The sequence below is a fragment of the Desulfovulcanus sp. genome, from assembly GCF_982781345.1.
In genome coordinates this window covers 12,649-31,032 of record NZ_CEYAEZ010000016.1, presented here as the reverse complement: position 1 = coordinate 31,032, position 18,384 = coordinate 12,649, and the positions used below count along the sequence as shown (strand labels likewise).

The 18,384-nt window shown below is 45.0% G+C and carries 18 protein-coding genes; 7 read left to right on the top strand and 11 right to left on the bottom strand.

The genetic code is table 11. The annotated features are described in order from the left end of the window. Positions 1–13: 13 nt before the first annotated feature. The 11 genes from trpB to AC3WVG_RS04130 form a co-directional block, all read right to left on the bottom strand. Positions 14–1,183: a tryptophan synthase subunit beta gene (gene trpB / locus AC3WVG_RS04180; protein ID WP_488796924.1), complete on the bottom strand. Its 1,170-nt coding sequence runs from the start codon at positions 1,181–1,183 to the stop codon at positions 14–16. Between the two features lie 4 nt (positions 1,184–1,187). Continuing rightward, complete coding sequence (locus AC3WVG_RS04175) at positions 1,188–1,808, bottom strand: phosphoribosylanthranilate isomerase (RefSeq protein WP_488796923.1); 621 nt, start codon at positions 1,806–1,808, stop codon at positions 1,188–1,190. Between the two features lie 11 nt (positions 1,809–1,819). Then, positions 1,820–2,590, bottom strand: coding sequence for an indole-3-glycerol phosphate synthase TrpC (locus tag AC3WVG_RS04170; protein WP_488796922.1), 771 nt, complete (start codon positions 2,588–2,590; stop codon positions 1,820–1,822). Positions 2,591–2,629: 39 nt separating this feature from the next. Next, positions 2,630–3,619, bottom strand: coding sequence for an anthranilate phosphoribosyltransferase (gene trpD, locus AC3WVG_RS04165; protein ID WP_488796921.1), 990 nt, complete (start codon positions 3,617–3,619; stop codon positions 2,630–2,632). A gap of 131 nt (positions 3,620–3,750) precedes the next feature. Next, complete coding sequence (locus tag AC3WVG_RS04160; protein WP_488796920.1) at positions 3,751–4,320, bottom strand: anthranilate synthase component II; 570 nt, start codon at positions 4,318–4,320, stop codon at positions 3,751–3,753. Continuing rightward, positions 4,295–5,704: an anthranilate synthase component I family protein gene (locus tag AC3WVG_RS04155; RefSeq protein WP_488796919.1), complete on the bottom strand. Its 1,410-nt coding sequence runs from the start codon at positions 5,702–5,704 to the stop codon at positions 4,295–4,297. The genes AC3WVG_RS04160 and AC3WVG_RS04155 overlap by 26 nt, the downstream gene beginning before the upstream one ends. A 140-nt stretch (positions 5,705–5,844) precedes the next feature. Beyond that, positions 5,845–6,624 (bottom strand): prephenate dehydrogenase/arogenate dehydrogenase family protein, encoded by a 780-nt coding sequence (locus tag AC3WVG_RS04150; RefSeq protein ID WP_488796918.1) that lies wholly within the window; start codon positions 6,622–6,624, stop codon positions 5,845–5,847. Next, positions 6,617–7,960, bottom strand: a complete 1,344-nt coding sequence (aroA, locus tag AC3WVG_RS04145) for a 3-phosphoshikimate 1-carboxyvinyltransferase (RefSeq protein WP_488796917.1) — start codon at positions 7,958–7,960, stop codon at positions 6,617–6,619. The genes AC3WVG_RS04150 and aroA overlap by 8 nt, the downstream gene beginning before the upstream one ends. Positions 7,961–8,017: 57 nt before the next feature. After that, on the bottom strand, positions 8,018–9,106 hold the full coding sequence (pheA, locus tag AC3WVG_RS04140; RefSeq protein WP_488796916.1) for a prephenate dehydratase: 1,089 nt from the start codon (positions 9,104–9,106) through the stop codon (positions 8,018–8,020). 94 nt (positions 9,107–9,200) lie between these two features. Further along, a complete protein-coding gene (locus tag AC3WVG_RS04135) occupies positions 9,201–10,175 on the bottom strand; it encodes a 3-dehydroquinate synthase II domain-containing protein (RefSeq protein WP_488796915.1) in 975 nt (324 codons plus the stop codon). Between the two features lies 1 nt (position 10,176). Then, the gene (locus AC3WVG_RS04130) at positions 10,177–10,983 is read right to left on the bottom strand and encodes a 2-amino-3,7-dideoxy-D-threo-hept-6-ulosonate synthase (protein ID WP_488796914.1); all 807 of its coding nucleotides are present in this window, start codon (positions 10,981–10,983) and stop codon (positions 10,177–10,179) included. Between the two features lie 867 nt (positions 10,984–11,850). Here AC3WVG_RS04130 and AC3WVG_RS04125 point away from each other — a divergent pair. The 7 genes from AC3WVG_RS04125 (at position 11,851) to AC3WVG_RS04095 (ending at position 18,379) form a co-directional block, all read left to right on the top strand. After that, positions 11,851–13,200 (top strand): ammonium transporter, encoded by a 1,350-nt coding sequence (locus tag AC3WVG_RS04125; protein ID WP_488796933.1) that lies wholly within the window; start codon positions 11,851–11,853, stop codon positions 13,198–13,200. Between the two features lie 28 nt (positions 13,201–13,228). Then, positions 13,229–13,570 (top strand): P-II family nitrogen regulator, encoded by a 342-nt coding sequence (locus AC3WVG_RS04120; protein ID WP_252379768.1) that lies wholly within the window; start codon positions 13,229–13,231, stop codon positions 13,568–13,570. Between the two features lie 347 nt (positions 13,571–13,917). Continuing rightward, a complete protein-coding gene (gene ahbB, locus AC3WVG_RS04115) occupies positions 13,918–14,400 on the top strand; it encodes a siroheme decarboxylase subunit beta (RefSeq protein ID WP_488796913.1) in 483 nt (160 codons plus the stop codon). 126 nt (positions 14,401–14,526) lie between these two features. Beyond that, a complete protein-coding gene (gene hemL, locus AC3WVG_RS04110) occupies positions 14,527–15,795 on the top strand; it encodes a glutamate-1-semialdehyde 2,1-aminomutase (RefSeq protein ID WP_488796912.1) in 1,269 nt (422 codons plus the stop codon). Between the two features lie 329 nt (positions 15,796–16,124). After that, positions 16,125–16,529 carry a cytochrome c3 family protein gene (locus AC3WVG_RS04105; RefSeq protein WP_488796911.1) on the top strand — a complete coding sequence of 135 codons (405 nt, stop codon included), beginning with the start codon at positions 16,125–16,127 and terminating at the stop codon, positions 16,527–16,529. 62 nt (positions 16,530–16,591) lie between these two features. Then, the gene (locus AC3WVG_RS04100; RefSeq protein WP_488796910.1) at positions 16,592–17,884 is read left to right on the top strand and encodes a hypothetical protein; all 1,293 of its coding nucleotides are present in this window, start codon (positions 16,592–16,594) and stop codon (positions 17,882–17,884) included. A 321-nt stretch (positions 17,885–18,205) separates the two neighbouring features. Then, positions 18,206–18,379, top strand: coding sequence for a hypothetical protein (locus AC3WVG_RS04095; protein WP_488796909.1), 174 nt, complete (start codon positions 18,206–18,208; stop codon positions 18,377–18,379). The last annotated feature ends 5 nt before the right edge of the window (positions 18,380–18,384 follow it).

Sequence of the window (18,384 nt, the reverse complement as noted above, 5' to 3'; positions counted from 1 at the left end):
GCAGTGAACTTGCTCAACTGTTCTCCAAACCAAAAACTATGCCCAGATCCTTATCCCCCCGACCGGACAGGTTGACCACCACGTGGTCATCACTATTTAATTTCCCCTTCAACTCTAGAGCATAAGCCACGGCATGGCTGCTCTCCAGTGCGGGGATAATGCCCTCTTTTTTGGAAAGCGTATAAAAGGCCTCCAGGGCCTGATGATCATAAACAACTTCATACCTGGCCCGCCCACTATCTTTGAAAAAACTATGCTCCGGGCCAACTCCCGGATAATCCAACCCCGGGGCTATGGAATGGGAAGGTAGAATTTGACCTTCATCAGTCTGAAGTAGGAAGGTATGGGTCCCATGTAAAACTCCGGGGGTACCCTTGTTTAAAGTGGCTGAATGATAACTTCCCGGCTTCCCGCTCCCTCCGGCCTCAACTCCAACGAGTTCCACTTCCTTATCGCCATAAAAAGGATAAAATATGCCCATGGCATTGGAGCCTCCGCCGACACAGGCGACTATAATTTTTGGGAGCCTGCCTGTTTTCTCCTTGATTTGCTCTTTTGCTTCCTGGCCAATAACCGACTGCAGCTCGCGCACCAGAAGTGGAAAGGGGTGTGGACCAACAACCGAACCTAGACAATAATGGGTCGTTTGTTGGTGAGAGATCCAGTACCTTAATGCGGCATTAATGGCGTCTTTCAAGGTCTTGGTCCCGCTTTGAACAGCTTCCACTTTAGCGCCCAAAAGCTCCATCCGTCTGACATTTATTGCCTGACGCTCTACATCCTTGGCGCCCATAAAGACTATACACTCAAGCCCAAGCATGGCCGCTGCCGTGGCTGTAGCCACACCGTGCTGGCCGGCGCCGGTTTCAGCCACGAGGCTTGTCTTGCCCATATATTTTGCCAGAAGGGCCTGGCCAATGGTATTGTTGATTTTATGCGCGCCAGTATGAGCTAAATCCTCTCTCTTCAGCCACAGATGAAAACCAAGCTCACGAGACAAGTTTTTACAATAATAAAGAGGAGTTGGCCGGCCCACATAATCAGCAAGAATGAATTTTAGTTCCTGCAAAAAATCATTGTGCGTCAAGAATTTATCCATGGCCTGTTCCAACTCTTTAAGAGGTGGGATTAAAAGTTCAGGCACAAACTGCCCGCCAAATGAACCAAAGTAACCTTCTTTCATTCTACTATTCTCCTTTTAAAGACTGCACTAACTCCAATATTTTTTGCTTATCTTTGACTCCCGGCCGCATTTCCACCCCGGAATTAAAATCCAAAGCAAACACCTTTTCACCCAAGCTCTCGCCAATCTCATCAAGTATGCGGATGTCCAGGCCTCCAGCCAGGAAAAGAGGCTTTAATGGTTTGATCTGATTTAAAAACGAACAATTCATCCGCCTGCCATGCCCCCCGCCATATTTCCCTGCATCCAAGAGAAAGTACGCACAATACGGGGCAAAACGTTCCATTTCTTTTTGCAACTCACTGGGTGTAGAGAATCTCTCCGGCCAAAGGACCTTGATCACCCGTGACGGACCTACCTTGAGACAAAAGTCCTCATCTTGATCTCCATGTAATTGGGCAAGATCCAGTCCGGCCATGTCCATAATTTCCAGGACCTGCTCCGCATCTTGCCTGACAAACACGCCTACCCGCTTTTCACTTTTTTGTTCCCACGTGGCCACCAAGGATGGAGATACATTACGCGGACTGGGTGGATGAAATATAAACCCCACATAATCTATGTCGAGTTTTTGACAAAATTGTAAATCGTCTCTATTGGTCAAACCACAAATTTTAATTTTCATACTGCCTCTTCTTATCCCTTTGCCCTTAACTCCTGAAGTGCCTTGCCCGGATCTGGGGCAGACATAAGCCAGGTTCCAATCAAAAAGGCATCAAAGCCCTCGTCTTTCAGCTTTAGGATCTCTTCTCTGTTTTCAATACCACTGGCACAGATCCACAACTCGCCCTCTTCCTTATATCTGATAAGCTCATACGAGTTCATAATGTCCACCTTCAGGGTGTCCAGATCACGGTTATTGACCTGAATAATCTTGGCCCCTGCTTTGCGGGCAATTTTTAACTCGTCATGGTTAAATATCTCCACCACAGGGTCTAGTCCCAGTTCATACGTCCTGGCTATGAGGTCTTTTAAAACCGAAACTTCTGGGATCAGGCGAACAATCAGAAGCAGGGCCGACGCCGGAGTGGCTGCCGTGGCCACAATCTGCAAGGGATGAAAAATAAAGTCCTTGCGCAAGAGAGGCAGACCGTAGCCAGCCATCTGACTTAAAAATTCAAGATGACCCTGAAAATACTTTTCTTCCGTGAGCACAGAAATGGCTGCCGCTCCATTTTGACTGTAAATTCTGGCTACCTCCTGAGCATCCAAATCCTCATTGATTACTCCTTTGGACGGAGATGCCCGCTTGTATTCAGCAATAATTTTTATATCATGGCCATCTTTTAAACTTTCGGCAAAGGAAAGGCGCCCCCCGGCATAAGCCTTCGGCAGTGCTCCCTTTTGTTCCAGGGTCTTAAGCCTGTCTATTTCTTCTTTTTTTGCCTGTTTGAATTTATCCAGCATGTCTTCCTCGCTATTCTATGGCTCGTAGCTCATAGCTGATCAGCTCTCAATCATTTTAATCCCTTTGCCCACAGCATCCCTTGCCATATCCATACATTCTTTTAAGTCCTTGTCCGTATGCAAAAGACTTAAAGCCAGTCCAAGATTCAGGGCCACCATATCCTGGATAGCCTTTGGCCCTGTACCGCTTAAAACCTCTTTTTGCATTGCAAGGGCCTCTTCTTTATTCTCACAGGTCAAATCAGCTGGCTCACACCTGGAAAAACCGTAATCTTGAGGGTCAAGAGCTATTTCCTTTACGCTACCCTCCCGGACCAGACTCACCTGGGCCGGACCACAGGGGGTAAGTTCATCAAATCCACCAGCTCCGTGAACCACAGCAGCCGCTTGCACATCACCTCTGGCCAAAACCTTGGCCATGAGCGGTCCATACTCTGGCCTGGCCACGCCCAGAATCTGATGTGTAGGCCGGGCTGGATTCAAAAGGGGACCCATAAGATTAAAGATAGTCCGAATACCCAATTCCTGACGAATCGGGGCTATGAGGGCAAAGGCAGGATGAAAATGCGGGGCAAAAATAAAAGCAAAATTTCTTTGTTCAAGCTCTGCTTTTACCTGCTCTGGATCTTTCAATAAAGGAAGTCCAAGGGACTCTACTACATCGGCACTGCCACAGGTACTGGAAACCGCCTTGTTTCCGTGTTTAACTACTTTATAACCCAAGTCAGCCAGGAAAAAAGCCACTGCAGTAGAACAATTAAAGCTCTGTTTCCCATCCCCACCAGTACCGCAAGTATCTATACGCACGCCTTCAATATCTTTTACAAGCCTTGCCTTGCCAAGTGCAACCTCAACTGCAGCCAGAAGTTCATCGGCGCATTCTCCTTTGCTTTTAAGCCCCATCAGTAGTGCCCCGCTCTGAGCGGGTGTAAGGTCTCCTTCAAACAAAGCCGCAAAAACTTCTTTAGCTTCCGTATATTCCAAATCTTTATGCTCACTAACCTTGTTCAAGATGTCTTTAATATTCATTCTCCTCTCCTTTTTGCTTATTGGTTGATTAGTTGATTGGTCAACTATCCCTCCACCATTCCACCAATAAACTATTTAGCCAATAATCTACTTATTATATACTACTATTCAACCACTTAACCATTCAACCATCAATCCATCAAATCAATAAAATTTTGAACAAGTTTTGGGCCGTCCGGCGTAAGTATGGATTCCGGATGGAATTGAACGCCCATCCAAGGTCTGTCGTGGTAACAAAGCCCCATGACCTTGTTGTCCTCTGTACGGGCTGTCACTGAAAATGGTGAATCTTTTTGCGGAACAACCACAAGAGAGTGATAGCGACAAACCTGCATGGGGTTGGGCAAGCCCTTAAATAACCCCTTTTGATCGTGATAAACCAGTGAAGTTTTCCCATGCATGATTTCATCTGCCACTTCCACCTTGGCCCCGGCATAGTAGCCCAGAATCTGATGTCCCAGGCATACGCCCAGAACCGGAATCTCTGGTTTAAGCTTACTTAAAAACTCAAGACACAAGCCTGAATTTTCAGGACTGCTTGGCCCTGGGGAGATGATCACTGCTGTAAGCTCTGGATCTTTTACATAAGTAAACAAACTTTCGTCATTATTTCTAAGAACAACAGGATCGTGCCCCATTTTTTGCAGTACCTGCACCAGGTTGAAAGTAAAGGAGTCAAAGTTGTCTATGAGCAAAATCATCAGTGCCTCCTGTGCTGGTTATGGCTTTGTTTATGGCGCGAGCCTTGTTCTGGCATTCCAGCCATTCCTTTTCCGGATCAGAATCAAATACGACCCCGGCCCCGGCCTGCCAATAAATTTTACCGTTTCTAACCCACAAACTCCTGATGGTAATCCCAGTATCCATATTCACCTTATCCTTATCCAGACCTATCCAGCCAATAGCTCCGGCATAAGGACCGCGAGGCAAATTCTCGAACTGGGAGATAATTTCCATTGCTCTGATCTTTGGCGCGCCAGATACTGTTCCGGCGGGGAAAGTGGCTTGAATTACATCCAGAGCATCCAAACCCGGCTTTAAGTCGGCTGACAGATAAGAAGTAAGGTGCATAACATGAGAAAACCTTTCCACCTGCATAAATTTATCCACTTCCACGCTGCCTGGCTGGGCAATACGCCCCAGGTCATTACGCCCCAAATCCACCAGCATAACGTGTTCGGCCCGCTCTTTTTCATCCTGGAGCAGATCTTCGCTTAAACGCTCATCCTCATCTTTATCTTTGCCTCTGGGCCTGGTGCCAGCTATGGGTCTAAGCTGCAGTTTATTGCCTTCGCATTTAACCATCAGTTCCGGAGAAGAACCAAGGAGGGTTATCTCTCCCAGATGCATATAAAATGTATATGGAGAGGGATTAATTTGACGCAAGTGCCTGTATACCAGAAAGGGATCACCACTAAAATCAGCAGCAAAACGCACTGACAAGACCACCTGAATGGCTTCCCCCTGCCTGATCAACTCTTTGACCTCGGCCACGCTTTGTTTGAATGTCTCCCGGTCAGGATAAGTCTGTATCGGACCAAGGACATTTTCCCTTTCCTTGCTGTGGCTCTTTGGCCTTGGCAAATTCAAATCATCGTCTAAACTCAACAAAAAACAATGGTGATAAAGGTGCTCAAACAATAAGACCTTACCGGGCAAAACAAGCACGGCCTCGGCATCGGAGGGTGGAAGCACCGGTCGCAACTTCGGTTCCCACAGACCAACCAGTCCATATCCCAGGTAACCACATAAAGAACGCGTCATGGCCGGAAAGGCGCTTCCCTCCGGAGGAACGATTTCAATATTCTGTAAAACCCGCCTAAGCCCCTGGACGAAATCCAACCCTTCAAATTCCTTTAAGCTCTGTAGACGAGGATCGTTAACCTCTATCTTCAGCTTACCCTGAACACTCTCAAGTCTAAGCCGAAAATCCCAGGCCAGAAGACTGTATTTGCCCAGCCGGCCATCCACCTCTGAACTTTCCAGAAGGATACCCTGCTTGCGACCAATCAGGTCCAGATACAAAGACACGGGGGTCTGAGTATCTGCAGGTAAACACCTTCCTTTTTGTTGTAGCTTAATCATTTTCCTCTCCTTTTTTACCCAAACTTATCTCTTAAACCCTGCTAGTCCGACGGATTTTAAACCCGCCACAGTTTAAATACTAAAAAGGCCGTATCCTCTGGGAGGACACGGCCTTTTATGTCTAAACTTATACCCGGGCCTTAAGGTCCTCCCTTGTCACTAGACGCACGCCACCACCAGAGGGCCTTTTGGGTCAAAAGTTCCACATCACCTGCAGCGCAAAGACCTAGAAAAGATTTGAACCTGCGCACACTTTTGCCGCTAAACGGATTTTGCTCAAATAGTTTGGCAAAAAGGGCATGGTCCTGGGTAAGCATCTTTTTGGCTGCATCCATCCTTCGTTTAAACGAAGGAGTGATAAACTTGTCCATATCCAGATCTTTGGGCAAGCAGGCAAAATAAGATAGGGAAGTAATAAAATTTAAACCCTGAATATAGGCCATGGCCTCATCGTGTTCCTGAGCACTGGTGATAAAAGTATACATACCACCGCGAGAAAAAAGTTCCTGTACCGCTTTCAGAGCTTCCTCATCTTTTCGGCTAGACGGACATAATGCCACTTTAAGTAGATCATCGGCCGCAGGTTCAGGCCCAAAAAGAGGATGCGTGCCCACAACAGGGCCAGCATAACTTTCTTCCATCTTAGTCATGGGGATAACTTTAACGGAACAGATATCAGCCAAAATGGTGGGAGGGGTCAAAAACCTTTTTAAACTCTGCAAAACGTCATCCAGGGCCGTAATAGGCACGGCCAGAAACACAACATCGGCCTCAGGAATACAATTGGCCAGGGAGTCTTCGGATAAAGGTTTATCCAGGGAATTAACCTCTACCCCTACATCTCTGAACTTACGCGTGAGAAGACGCCCCATTTGGCCATGTCCGCCAATGATGGTTACATTCTTTAGAGGACTATTCATTTACCACCTTTGCCCATTCCTGCCAGAAGCCAGGAAAAGATTTGGCCACGCATCCTGGGTTATCCAAATGCACGTCAATACCTGCAAGCTGGAACAAGGATAAACTCATGGCCAAACGATGATCATTGTAGGTTTTAAAGAAAAAACTTTGTCCTTGAGGAATCTTTTGGGGGAAAATCTCTATCCCATCCTCAAGGAGCCTTGTTTTACAGCCCACCCTAGCCAGTTCATTACTTACTGCTTGCAACCTGTCACTTTCCTTGATCCGCAAATGGGCTACATTAGTGATCCTGCTTGGACCATCAGCCAAGGCCATGAGTACAGCCACCGTGGGCACCAGATCCGGGCAACTGCCCATATCAAGCTGGACTCCGTGCAATCTCTGTTTTTCAACCAACACTCTAGCTGGGCCCCCTCCAGCTTCGCCTTGCCAGGTGACCCTAGCCCCCATCTTAATCAAGATATTTAAAATCTCTTTATCTCCCTGCAAGGAATCAGGATTCAGATTATGTACGACTACCGGCTCATCCTTTAGAGCTCCGGCAGCCAAGAGATAGGATGCATTGCTGTAATCGCCTTCAACATTAAAAGTCCTGGCCCAAAACCGTCCGGGAGTTACAATGAATCTGATCCTGCCGGGTACGATCTCATCAATCTCATCCAATGGTTTTGTCTGCCAGGTCCCGTTTTCCAGAATTTCTATTTCCGGGCCCAGTCCAAACTCCTGCATAACTTTAATGGTTAGCCCCACATAGGGCCAGGAAACAATTTTCCGGCCCGAGACAGTAATCACTGTTCTCTCTTTGGCCATGCTCGCGCCCAGAAGGAGGCCAGACAAAAACTGGCTGCTTTGCTCCATGCTGATCTCGATTTTTCCCCCTCGAAAGCCATCTGTATGCAGTATGAAAGGCGGGCATCCGGCATTTTGTAGGTAAGAAAAGGTCACGCCTTGTTCTTTCAAAGCCAGTTCCAACGCATCAATGGGTCGCTCATGCATCCTTCCCTGACCCTGGATCTGAAAACTTCCCTGGCCAGCAGCCACAATAGCCGTGAGTAATCTACAGGTAGTGCCTGACTCCCCTACATCTAGAACAAGCGGCCCGGAAGAAGCTTGCGCTGACGCCGCTGAAGCTATTTTTCCGCCCAAACCTTTTACCTTAAGCCCATCCTCTGTATCCTCAAACCCCACTCCCAACTTTTCAAGACAGGTCCTGGTCCAGGCGATGTCCTCGCTGGCAAGCAAATTGGAGATCAAAGACTCCCCTTCCGCGAGCCCTGCAACCATCAAAGCCCGATGGGATATGGATTTGGAGCTTGGCGCATTTAAATGAATCACTCTATTCTTCCTTTCACTCATTTCCTAAAAGCTTAAAGTTTCCCCGCTCAGCCCCTGTTAATCAAAGTCAATATACTCTCCCTTGGGATAGCTACCCAAAATGCGCAGGGTATGACATTTATGCTGTAGTTCCTCAAGCATATCTTTATATGCGTCTGTAGTCAGATCGCATTCCACATCAACAAAAAAGACATACTTCCACTTTTCCATGCGCAAGGGGCGGGACTCCAACTTTTTCATATTAATCCCCTTCCGAGCCAGGACCTGGAGGACGTGAACCAGGGCCCCCGGCCTATCAGGCAGGGTAAATACCAGGGAAGTCTTGTCATGACTTCCTGTCTCCGGAGGGGCAGCGCTAATTATTAAAAAACGGGTCCAGTTATCAGGCAAATCCTCAATGCCATCCGCCAGTACATTCAGATCAAACTTCTGAGCCAATCTTTTGTGCCCGATTGCTGCACTTTTCGCTTCATCAACAACCCTCTTGGCTGCTCTAGCAGTACTTTCTTCAGGGATAATTGCAACTCCTGGCAGACGGGTATTTAACCACTGCGAACACTGTTGCAGAGCCTGGGGATGAGAATAGACTCGCTCAACATTACTTAAATCCTCTTCCCGGCTAAGCAGTGAGTGGCTGATTTTACAAAAGATTTCAGCATGAATGTATACATCGAAACGCAAAAATAGGTCCAGGCTCTGACCCACACTACCCTGCAACGAATTCTCTAAAGGAATTATACCCAATTCTGCTTTTTTTTGGGCTACTGCCTTGAATACGTCTTCCAGATTGTTTTTAGGAAGAAACTCGGCACTATGGCCTAAAAACTCAACCCCTGCAAAGTAGGAAAACGTGCCTTCTGGCCCTAAATAAACCACAGTCTGTGGTTTTTGCAGACGCCGAGATGAAGATAAAATCTCTCGGTAAATGGCTTTTAAATGATCATCAGGCAAAGGCCCTTTATTTTGAGATAGAAGTCTGGCTAAAACTTCCTTTTCCCTAAATGGCTTAAAAACTGTATCATTGGATTTGGATTTTAACCTGCCCACAGCAAGACTCAAGCTTGCTCTTTCATTTAAAAGCCTCAACAGTTCTAGATCCAGGGCACTGATCTTATCTCTTATTTTCTTTAATTCTTCTATGCTCATTTTAATTTAGGGGTTAAGGTTATTGAGCCGCGAGACCCGACGCTCTACTCATGCCTCTGAACTCTCGACTCTTTACCTTTAAACCTTTTCGCCTTTACTCTTCCCTGATTTCTTCTTGAATACGCAGACCAAAATGCCGACCTGCCTGGTCCACTCGGCAAAGAATTTCATCGCCAACGTTCAGTTCCACTACACTTTTAGGCTGGCCATCTTTGCCCACCAGACGAATAGTCTCGGCATTTTGAATAACAACACTGCCCTGGGCCTGTTCAGTCTTGGCTGCTATAAGCAACATTGGACGCACTTCTGTTTTCGTCCTGCCCACAACTACACTCTGGGCCTGACCCTGGCTATCCACAACCAGGACTTCCGTGCCAGGCTTGAGTTCTTCCAGATACCTGGTTTTATCCCCTGGTAAATATGTATATGAATGCACGGCTCCGGCATTGATGCGAAAAGGCCTGGGAGCAACATAAGGATTAACTTCTGTTTCTGCATGAACAAGAAAGGTAAAGCCGCTTGAATTACCCACAAGCATACCCTGTCCGGTCTTTAAAATCGAAATAGTGTCCACACACACCCGATGTCCAAGTCCAATAGACTCGATAGCAGTTATTTGAGCCGGCACAAGATCAATACGGCCTAGATCCAGCTTGACCAATTTTACCATCTCCTTGAGCTCGCTTGCTCCCTCAGGCAGAACTACCACAAATTGAACCCCCTTTTCCAGAATGCCCAGAGCAGTCCGAGTCTCTTGTGCACTGGCCACTTCCATGCCTACCTCAGGACATTGGGCCAGAATATTTTCCACAGGGATAATCTCCACACCGCGAGAAAGTACTACTTTCTGCCCTCCCTTAATCTTCTGAACCACTATCTCTTCGTCCTTCTTCTCTTTTATAGCTATCCACTCCAGTTCACCTTCAGACAAAACCGTAGTCCGGCCAAGGGCAGATATCTTGTCTACGTCCTTATCTTTCGCAATTATCCCATCCACTCCTGATTCCAGGGCAAGGGTGACCAATTTCTTGTCAAAAGGTATAGCTTTAAAATAAATCTCTTTACGCATTTTAATCTTCCTTTTCTGTCAAAACTTGTAATGCCTCTCCAACACTGGCGTCTTCGTGGACAATCTTGGCCAGGGCCTTAACTATAAGGGCGGGATTTTTATGCTGAAAAATATTTCGGCCCACAGAAAGACCGGCTCCCCCTGCAGCAACAGAATCATGAACCATTTGCAGGATATCCCGGTCATTGTTCATTTTTGGTCCCCCGGCAATAACTACGGGGATGCAACAGGCTTCGACCACCCTCTCGAAAGTCTCAGGGCTGCCCGTATAAGGAACTTTAACAACATCAGCACCCAGCTCTTCGCCAACCCGAGCACAATGGGCAACTATCTTGGGATCAAATTCATTTTCTATCTTGGGACCCCGGGCATAAACCATAGCGAGTACGGGCATACCCCACTCATTGGCCCGGGAGGTAATCTCTCCCACATCTCTTAGCATATCCCGCTCAGTTTCATCACCAAGATTAAGATGTACGGAAACAGCATCTGCTCCCAGACGTAATCCATCTTCCACAGTGCCAACCAAAGTCTTGGCATTGGGAAACGGTGAAAGTGCAGTGCTTGCCGATAGGTGGACAATAAGTCCAACATCCCGACCATGCCCCCGGTGCGAACAGCGAGGAAGTCCTTTATGCATAAGCACAGCATTTGCTCCGCCTTCAGCTACCTTGTCCACAGTTTCTCTTAACTCCACCAAGCCAAATATCGGTCCAACAGTGACCCCATGATCCAAAGGAACAATAATGGTTCTCCCTGTGTTACGGTTAAAAATTCTCTCCAAACGAATAGCTTTACCCAGATGCATACCGTCCTCCTTTATTTGGGGCCGCTAGGCTTGGCGGACCTTAAAAACAAAAAAAGGGCCGCCGGCTTTTGCCTGCGGCCCTTTGGTTTTGGTTTGACTATTAAACTTTAAACCACTCCCTCCAGACCACAGGCCCTGCTAAAATAAAAGTACCAAAAATAAAAGCTAAAGCTGCTGTGGTTGGAAGGTATGTTTAACATGGAGATTTGCCTTAATTCTTTTTCTGAGTTCCTGTCAACTATTTTTTTCAAAATCAGCAATTTTTCTTTAGGCCATTCAAGCGAGGTCAAACGATTGCTTCTACAAACAATACACAACCTCCACTTCCTCTTCGAACATCCTAATACCTCATACCTCCACCCTCCCGATAAAGGAGTAAATACTCTAGATTATATACCAGATTATATATTAAGATAACACGCCCGGTCTCTGCGTAATTGCTTATTTACAATTTTGTATAATTTGTCATCTAAAACTCGCTCCTTCAAAAAACAAGGTAAAACAAACATCACCATAAAGAGATAACATAATTCCAACACTATAATTACCTCACAAAAACTTCATCCAAAAGTATTTAACAAAATTGTACAATCCCTACCCCTAAAAAACCCTTTTTGTTATCTTTAACTAACAAATTTGTAAAAATATTAAGATATCCCTCTACATTCAAATAAATCACTCAATGATCTCAACATATTATGCAATTGGTCCGACCTTTGCTTTAAAAACACTGTAAATCAAGACTGTTCAGGCGACGGGTGAGGAGCGAGGACATATTTTGTTACAGACAAATATATCCCCCTCACCCTGACACATTGCCCGAAAAAAATATTAAAAGGAGGTTTTATGAACAGGAAAATTTCAAAGATGACTTCGTGGCTTAAGTGTGCGCTTCTAACAGGTGGAGCTTTGATTATCCCCCACACAGCCATGGCAGCAGAAGAGACCTTGTCTCAGGCCAATGCCAATATTTTATGGACCTTGATTGCTGCCGTTTTAGTTATGTTCATGCAGGCTGGATTTGCCATGGTTGAATGCGGTTTTACTAGGGCCAAAAATGCAGCCAACATCTTGATGAAAAATGCCCTAGACTTCAGTGTTGGTGCCATTACATTTTTTCTCTTTGGCTTTGCCATCATGTTTGGCACTGACATTGGCGGATTTCTTGGCAGTTCCGGCTTTGCCCTGTCCGGCTACAATGCCACCACTCCTGATGGCCAGTGGGCCCTGACTTTCTGGTTCTTCCAGAGCGTGTTCGCTGCAACAGCAGCTACTATCGTTTCCGGAGGTATTGCCGAAAGGACTAAATTTCCCGCCTATATCCTTGTTAGCTTATTTGTCACAGCAATAATCTATCCTGTTTCCGGCCACTGGGCATGGGGAAGTCTATGGTTAGGTGATTCAGCTGCTGGATGGCTGGAAGGTATGGGCTTTGCCGATTTTGCCGGCTCCACAGTCGTTCACTCTGTTGGCGGATGGGTCGCTTTGGCCGGAGCTATAGTAGTTGGTGCCCGTAAAGGTAAATATGGACCTGATGGAACTTCCCGGGCCATTCCAGGACACAATATCCCCTTGGCAGCTCTGGGTGTATTTATCCTTTGGTTTGGTTGGTTTGGTTTCAACCCGGGTTCCACAACCACCGCTGACGGGACCATCGGCTATATCGCAGTAAATACTAACCTGGCAGCAGCAGCAGGAGTTTTAGGTTCCATGATCGCTGCGTGGATAAAATTTGGCAAACCTGATGCATCATTTACTTTAAATGGTGCTCTGGCCGGACTGGTTGCTATTACTGCTGGCTGTTATGAAGTCTCTCCTATAGGCTCCATCATTATTGGTTTCCTGGCCGGTATCCTCTGTGTTATATCTGTTGAGTTCATTGATAAAGTTCTGAAAGTTGATGACCCCGTGGGTGCTGTATCCGTACATGGCGTATGCGGAGCTTTCGGGACTATCTGCGTAGGTATTTTTGCTGCACCAGGTTATGGAGATATTACTGGTCTCTTATATGGTGGTGGTTTTGCTCCGCTCTGGCCACAGATTATCGGTGTTGCCGCTGTGTTTATCTGGGCCTTTGGGGCGGGATTTATCCTGTTTAAGATAGTCGATCTCATCATGGGTGTTCGGGCCAGTGAGGAAGAAGAACTTAAGGGCCTGGATATTACAGAACATGGCATGGAAGCTTACAATGGATTCCAGATCTTTACTACTGAATAAAAGCAAAAACTAAAAGGAGTAAGGAGAGATGAAACTAATCATTGCCTATATAAGACCAGAAAAACTAAACAGTGTAAAACAGGAATTGTATGCAGCCAAAATCTTTAATATGTCCGTAACCAATGTCCTGGGTAGCGGACGCCAAAAAGGCTTTACAGAAACCTACAGAGGTGTGGTGGTAGAGGTAAATTTATTGAAAAAAATCCGGCTGGAAATCGGTGTAAACGATGACTTTGTCCAGCCAGCAATAGAAGCTATCAAAAAAGGCGCCCAGACCGGCAAAGAAGGCGATGGAGTCATCTTTGTCCTGGAAATAGCTGATGCAATGCGCATTAGGACCGAGGAAAAGGGCCCAGCAGCGATGGGTTAAACTTCAGGCATATATCCCTCCTCCTAATAAATAACAAAAGGGCAGGCTAATCTACCTGCCCTTTTACTTATCAGACAATTCAAGCTGTCCTTCCGCCGCTGCTACCTTTCCCTTTGAGTTTTATCCCTCCGTCAAAGCTCTCAAAAAACTATTCCCAGGCATATTTCGTAGAGGCAAAAATAGATTTGAAATCAAGGTACAACCATCCTTGAGCTCAAAAAGTATCAAGCAAGAATAATCTGGCGGTAAAGACAAAAATTTTGACCATAAGTACTTGCAACCAACAATCATTAAGTTTAGAAGAAGCATATTTTTAGTCGATTCAGATTAACTGCTGGAGGGAAAATTTGACTTATTCTATTAAGTTAAATTCTAAGGAAAAAGAGATTTTAAGGATCGTCCAGGGAGACCTGCCAGATTCAGCCACTCCTTTTGCTGAGATTGCCAGGCAAACAGGCACTTCAGAACAAGAGGTGCTCAACCTGCTTACCAAACTAAAAAATGAAGGGTATATCCGACGCTTTGGAGCTACCCTGCGCCATCAGCAGGCCGGTTATGAACACAACGCCATGGTTGCCTGGTATGTCGAAGAGGACCACGATATTGACCAGGTTGGACGAATTATGGCCTCTAGACCTGAAATCACCCACTGTTATGAACGTATAAATTGTCTGGATTGGCCATATAATTTGTATACCATGATTCATGGTCAAAGCGAGGAAGATTGTCTACGGGTTATCTCCGAACTGGTTAAAGAAACCGGAGTGACCCAGTACGAAATATTATTTAGTTATAAAGAATTAAAAAAGACCTCGATGGAATATTTTTAAGGCTTATGAGTGGACAAGGGAATGAGTAGATGGGTGAAAGAGTGTAAAGGGCTGCCCCTATCTTCCCCCATAAAATTATAAACTCATCCAGCTATTCACCCATAAACCCAGTAGAAGGAGCAATTTATGACTAACTCCAAAAAACTTTTTTCGTTAGCCCAGGAGATTATTCCCGGCGGAGTGAACAGTCCGGTTAGAGCTTGTAAGAGCGTAAAGACCGATCCTTTATTTATTGCCAAGGCAGACGGGGCATACGTTTATACAGAAGATGGGCAGAAATATATAGATTATGTAATGTCCTGGGGCCCCATGCTTTTGGGACATAATCATCCTGCGGTAAACAAAGCTTTACACGAAGCTGTAGACAAAGGCACGAGTTATGGTGCGCCGTGTAAAGCTGAAATTGACCTGGCCAAGGCTATAGTTGATGCCCTGCCCGGCGTGGAAATGGTTCGCATGGTCAATTCAGGAACAGAAGCGACCATGAGTGCTTTGCGCCTGGCCCGGGGATATACCGGTCGAAACAAGGTAGTTAAATTTCATGGCTGCTATCATGGTCATGCCGATGCCTTTTTGGCCAGTGCCGGTTCTGGCGTAGCTACATTGTCCATTCCTGGCACGCCGGGAGTACCAGAAGAAACAGTTAAACACACTCTTCTTGCTGAATACAATAATCTGGACGAGGTAAAAGAATTATTTGCCCGTTATGGAGAAGATATTGCTGCGGTTTTCGTTGAACCAGTTGCCGGTAATATGGGCGTAGTCCTGCCAGAAGAAGGCTTTTTGCAGGGTTTGAGACAAATAACCTCAGAATACGGTGCTCTATTGGTGTTTGATGAAGTGATTACCGGTTTCAGGGTATCATTTAATGGAGCACAAGGGCTCTATGGAGTTATTCCGGACCTGACCTGCTTGGGCAAAATTATCGGTGGAGGACTTCCTGTCGGCGCCTATGGAGGAAAAAAGGAAATCATGACCCGAATTGCACCGTGCGGAGACGTTTATCAGGCCGGAACCCTGTCTGGAAACCCTCTGGCCATGGCTGCAGGTCTGGCCACGATTAACACTTTGAAGTCAATGGACTACGAACTTCTGGCCCAAAAGACCAAGGAACTTGCCCTGGGGCTCAAAGATATTTTGTCGGAAAAAGGAGTCCCTGTTCAGGTAAACCTCATTGCATCTATGTTTACACTGTTTTTTACTTCTGAACCAGTAAAAGATTTTACCAGTGCCCAGAAATCTGACCAGGAACTTTTTATCAAATTTTACAACCAAATGCGTGAACAAGGGATTTATCTGGCTCCCTCAGGGTTTGAGTGTGCTTTTAATTCCTTCGCACATACAGAGGAAGACTTGGAAAAAACTTTGAGCGCAGCGCAAAGAATTAAATTTTAATCATGTGATGATCTTTTTTAGGTAAGGAGTAAACTTAATAAGTTAATGAGGGCTGGCGCAAACTCCACAATCGCGCTTGAACCTGTATAATAACCGGAAGTTTGATATCCTTCGGCTGTTAAAAGTATAATTAGGATCAACAAGTTAAACTCTTGTTAAGCTGGATACAACACACCTCCACTAACTCAATAATCATTAAAATTGCGTGTCCACTAAACTTCAAAAAAATGAATAAGCTACTTGACAGAGCAAATTGACCTTTCCTAAACAATGTATTAATTTTGTGCTTTTTTTTACAAATCAAAAACGTTTAAAGGAGGTGAGTGCAGATGAAAAAGTCATTGTTTGTGGCCCTGGTTTGTGCAGCCCTAGTGGGTGCATTTGTTCTTCCAAATCTCTATGCTGTAGATGTACCTGATGACATGTTGCTTAAGGCCCCTGCTGGGGTAAAGATGAAAAAAGCTCCGGTACCTTTCTCCCACAAAGGAGCGCATAAGGGAATTGAATGTACTAAGTGTCATCACACCTGGGACGGCAAATCACCCATCAAGAAGTGTACTGATGCTGGCTGTCATGACATTGCCAAGGCAAAGGGAAAAGACAGAAAGAGCATCAAGTACTTTTATACTGCCTATCATAAGCTATGTATGAAGGGCTGCCATAAAGAACTGAAGAAGGCCGGAAAGAAGACCGGTCCAACTTCTTGTAATGGCTGCCACCCCAAAAAAAAGTAGTTTGGAAAAGAAAAAAGGGGGAGACATAGCTCCCCCTTTTTTATTAAGTGAGAGGGTTAAATATGACCGCCAATAATGAGCAGCAAAATATAAATGAAATAATAGAGTTAACCGAAGTGGTTGAAGAGGGCACCTCCCAAGAGGAAACAGATAAGAAAGAGTCTGAAAACGTGGAAGCCTTTCCCAAAGAAAAGGCGGTAGAAGGCAAAGATTTTGATGAAGAGTTAAGCGATATTTTTGAGAGCGTCATAGATGAATCAAAGCCGGAAGATGAGACAAAGGAAGATGAGATTGATGATTTAGGTTTTGACGACTTATTTGAAGAAGAGGCCCTAATTGAAACGAAGGAGTCTCCCGAAGAACGAGCAACAGATGATAAAAGAGAAGGGCCGATCCAGGAGGACTCCACTATTCAATCTTCCGTAACCACAGAAGAATTCGGAGATGAGTTTGCGGAATTAGATAATATAATTGCCGATCTGGATGAAAGTAGCCATGATGAAGAGCAAAAAGATGTTTCTACCGAGAAAAAGAGCTCATCGTATATTGAAAAAAGCGTTCAGGAAAATCAGTCTGAACATAAAGAGAAGAAACTTGACGAGGATGCTTTAAATACGGAGACCTCCCTAGATAATCCAGAGAATCAAGACATAGAAAAAATAGCTGCTCTTGAAGACAAATTGATGAATCTGGAACAAAAAATAGATAAGTTAAAAACAGAATTTGAGGATAAGCTCACTGGAATAAAAACAAAGCTGATAAATGAGATTAACAACCAAGTAGCTGACCAAGTTAAGCTCCAGATAGCGGAAATACTGCCAACTGAACTTGACCCGTTGAAACAAAAGATTGAACAGGTCGAAGAGAAACTGGATAATTTATCCATTCCTGGAAACGATGAGATAAAAGAAATCGTTGTTCAAGAACTGAACAAAATTCAGATTGAAAATAAAGAAACGGATGATGACAAACTCAAAGAAGAATTGCAAGAATATGTGATAGAACTGGTTGATCAAAGTTTAGAGAAAAAGGCTTCAGACTGGCACCGGGAAAAGAAGGCTTTGGCTCAAGAAATTGAAGATGCTTTAAAGTATTGGGGAAAACTACAAGACAGGCTTGAAAATATGTCCTCTGAACTGGCAAAAATCAAAGACATATCTTCTTCTGAAAAATTTTCAAAACAAATTGAAGATATTTCTCACAACTTTGTAACCCGGGATGATTTGAAGCTTTTGGCCAACCAGTTAAAAATAGAAATGGAAGAATTTGTGAGCAAAAAGGTGCCAGCTGCAGCAGCCCAGGTAATTCGAGAAGAGATCAATGCGCTTTTGGCTCAAAGAAGTAATAAAAAATAGCTTAAAAAATGTGTAAATCACTAGCCGTAAACATAAAGTAATAAGTTAGGTTAGAGTCAAAGTGCTGGCTGAGGCTAGACACAAATTATTCAACAGAAGAAACTCTCGACTAGCTTGCAAGTTGGTGCTATATTTTTAAAAAAAGGGGAGGGCCTAACGGGTTTTTTCCTTTTTTGCCGCCCGGATAAAAAATTGTCTGGTCAAAGCCATTTCCCACCGGGCGGATTTTTTTATTTTAAGGTAAAAGGTAAATGGTTCCCGTGATAAATTACGTGTCCTACGCCTTGAGCCTTAGACACTAAACTTTAAAGGACATTGACTATGGACCAACTACAGAAGCAGGCACTGCAGGTAACCAAAGAAATAGTAGTCAAGTTTATTGAAATTGGCCGGATTTCTCCGAACAACTTTCCGGAATTCTTTTCGCTCATCTATGAAGAAGTTTTAAAAAACATTTCCAGGCCCCAGTCAGAACAAATCGAGGATAAAAGCTAATTTCA

What these genes read in the sequence shown, in the direction of transcription:
- AC3WVG_RS04150 (WP_488796918.1), bottom strand. Translation starts at nt 6,624, where the DNA reads ATGAATAGTCCTCTAAAGAATGTAACCATCATTGGCGGACATGGCCAA.
- AC3WVG_RS04130 (WP_488796914.1), bottom strand. Translation starts at nt 10,983, where the DNA reads ATGCATCTGGGTAAAGCTATTCGTTTGGAGAGAATTTTTAACCGTAAC.
- AC3WVG_RS04170 (WP_488796922.1), bottom strand. Translation starts at nt 2,590, where the DNA reads ATGCTGGATAAATTCAAACAGGCAAAAAAAGAAGAAATAGACAGGCTT.
- AC3WVG_RS04100 (WP_488796910.1), top strand. Translation starts at nt 16,592, where the DNA reads ATGACCGCCAATAATGAGCAGCAAAATATAAATGAAATAATAGAGTTA.
- AC3WVG_RS04155 (WP_488796919.1), bottom strand. Translation starts at nt 5,704, where the DNA reads ATGATTAAGCTACAACAAAAAGGAAGGTGTTTACCTGCAGATACTCAG.
- pheA (WP_488796916.1), bottom strand. Translation starts at nt 9,106, where the DNA reads ATGAGCATAGAAGAATTAAAGAAAATAAGAGATAAGATCAGTGCCCTG.
- AC3WVG_RS04135 (WP_488796915.1), bottom strand. Translation starts at nt 10,175, where the DNA reads ATGCGTAAAGAGATTTATTTTAAAGCTATACCTTTTGACAAGAAATTG.
- hemL (WP_488796912.1), top strand. Translation starts at nt 14,527, where the DNA reads ATGACTAACTCCAAAAAACTTTTTTCGTTAGCCCAGGAGATTATTCCC.
- AC3WVG_RS04095 (WP_488796909.1), top strand. Translation starts at nt 18,206, where the DNA reads ATGGACCAACTACAGAAGCAGGCACTGCAGGTAACCAAAGAAATAGTA.
- trpD (WP_488796921.1), bottom strand. Translation starts at nt 3,619, where the DNA reads ATGAATATTAAAGACATCTTGAACAAGGTTAGTGAGCATAAAGATTTG.
- AC3WVG_RS04125 (WP_488796933.1), top strand. Translation starts at nt 11,851, where the DNA reads ATGACTTCGTGGCTTAAGTGTGCGCTTCTAACAGGTGGAGCTTTGATT.
- AC3WVG_RS04160 (WP_488796920.1), bottom strand. Translation starts at nt 4,320, where the DNA reads ATGATTTTGCTCATAGACAACTTTGACTCCTTTACTTTCAACCTGGTG.
- AC3WVG_RS04175 (WP_488796923.1), bottom strand. Translation starts at nt 1,808, where the DNA reads ATGAAAATTAAAATTTGTGGTTTGACCAATAGAGACGATTTACAATTT.
- AC3WVG_RS04120 (WP_252379768.1), top strand. Translation starts at nt 13,229, where the DNA reads ATGAAACTAATCATTGCCTATATAAGACCAGAAAAACTAAACAGTGTA.
- trpB (WP_488796924.1), bottom strand. Translation starts at nt 1,183, where the DNA reads ATGAAAGAAGGTTACTTTGGTTCATTTGGCGGGCAGTTTGTGCCTGAA.
- AC3WVG_RS04105 (WP_488796911.1), top strand. Translation starts at nt 16,125, where the DNA reads ATGAAAAAGTCATTGTTTGTGGCCCTGGTTTGTGCAGCCCTAGTGGGT.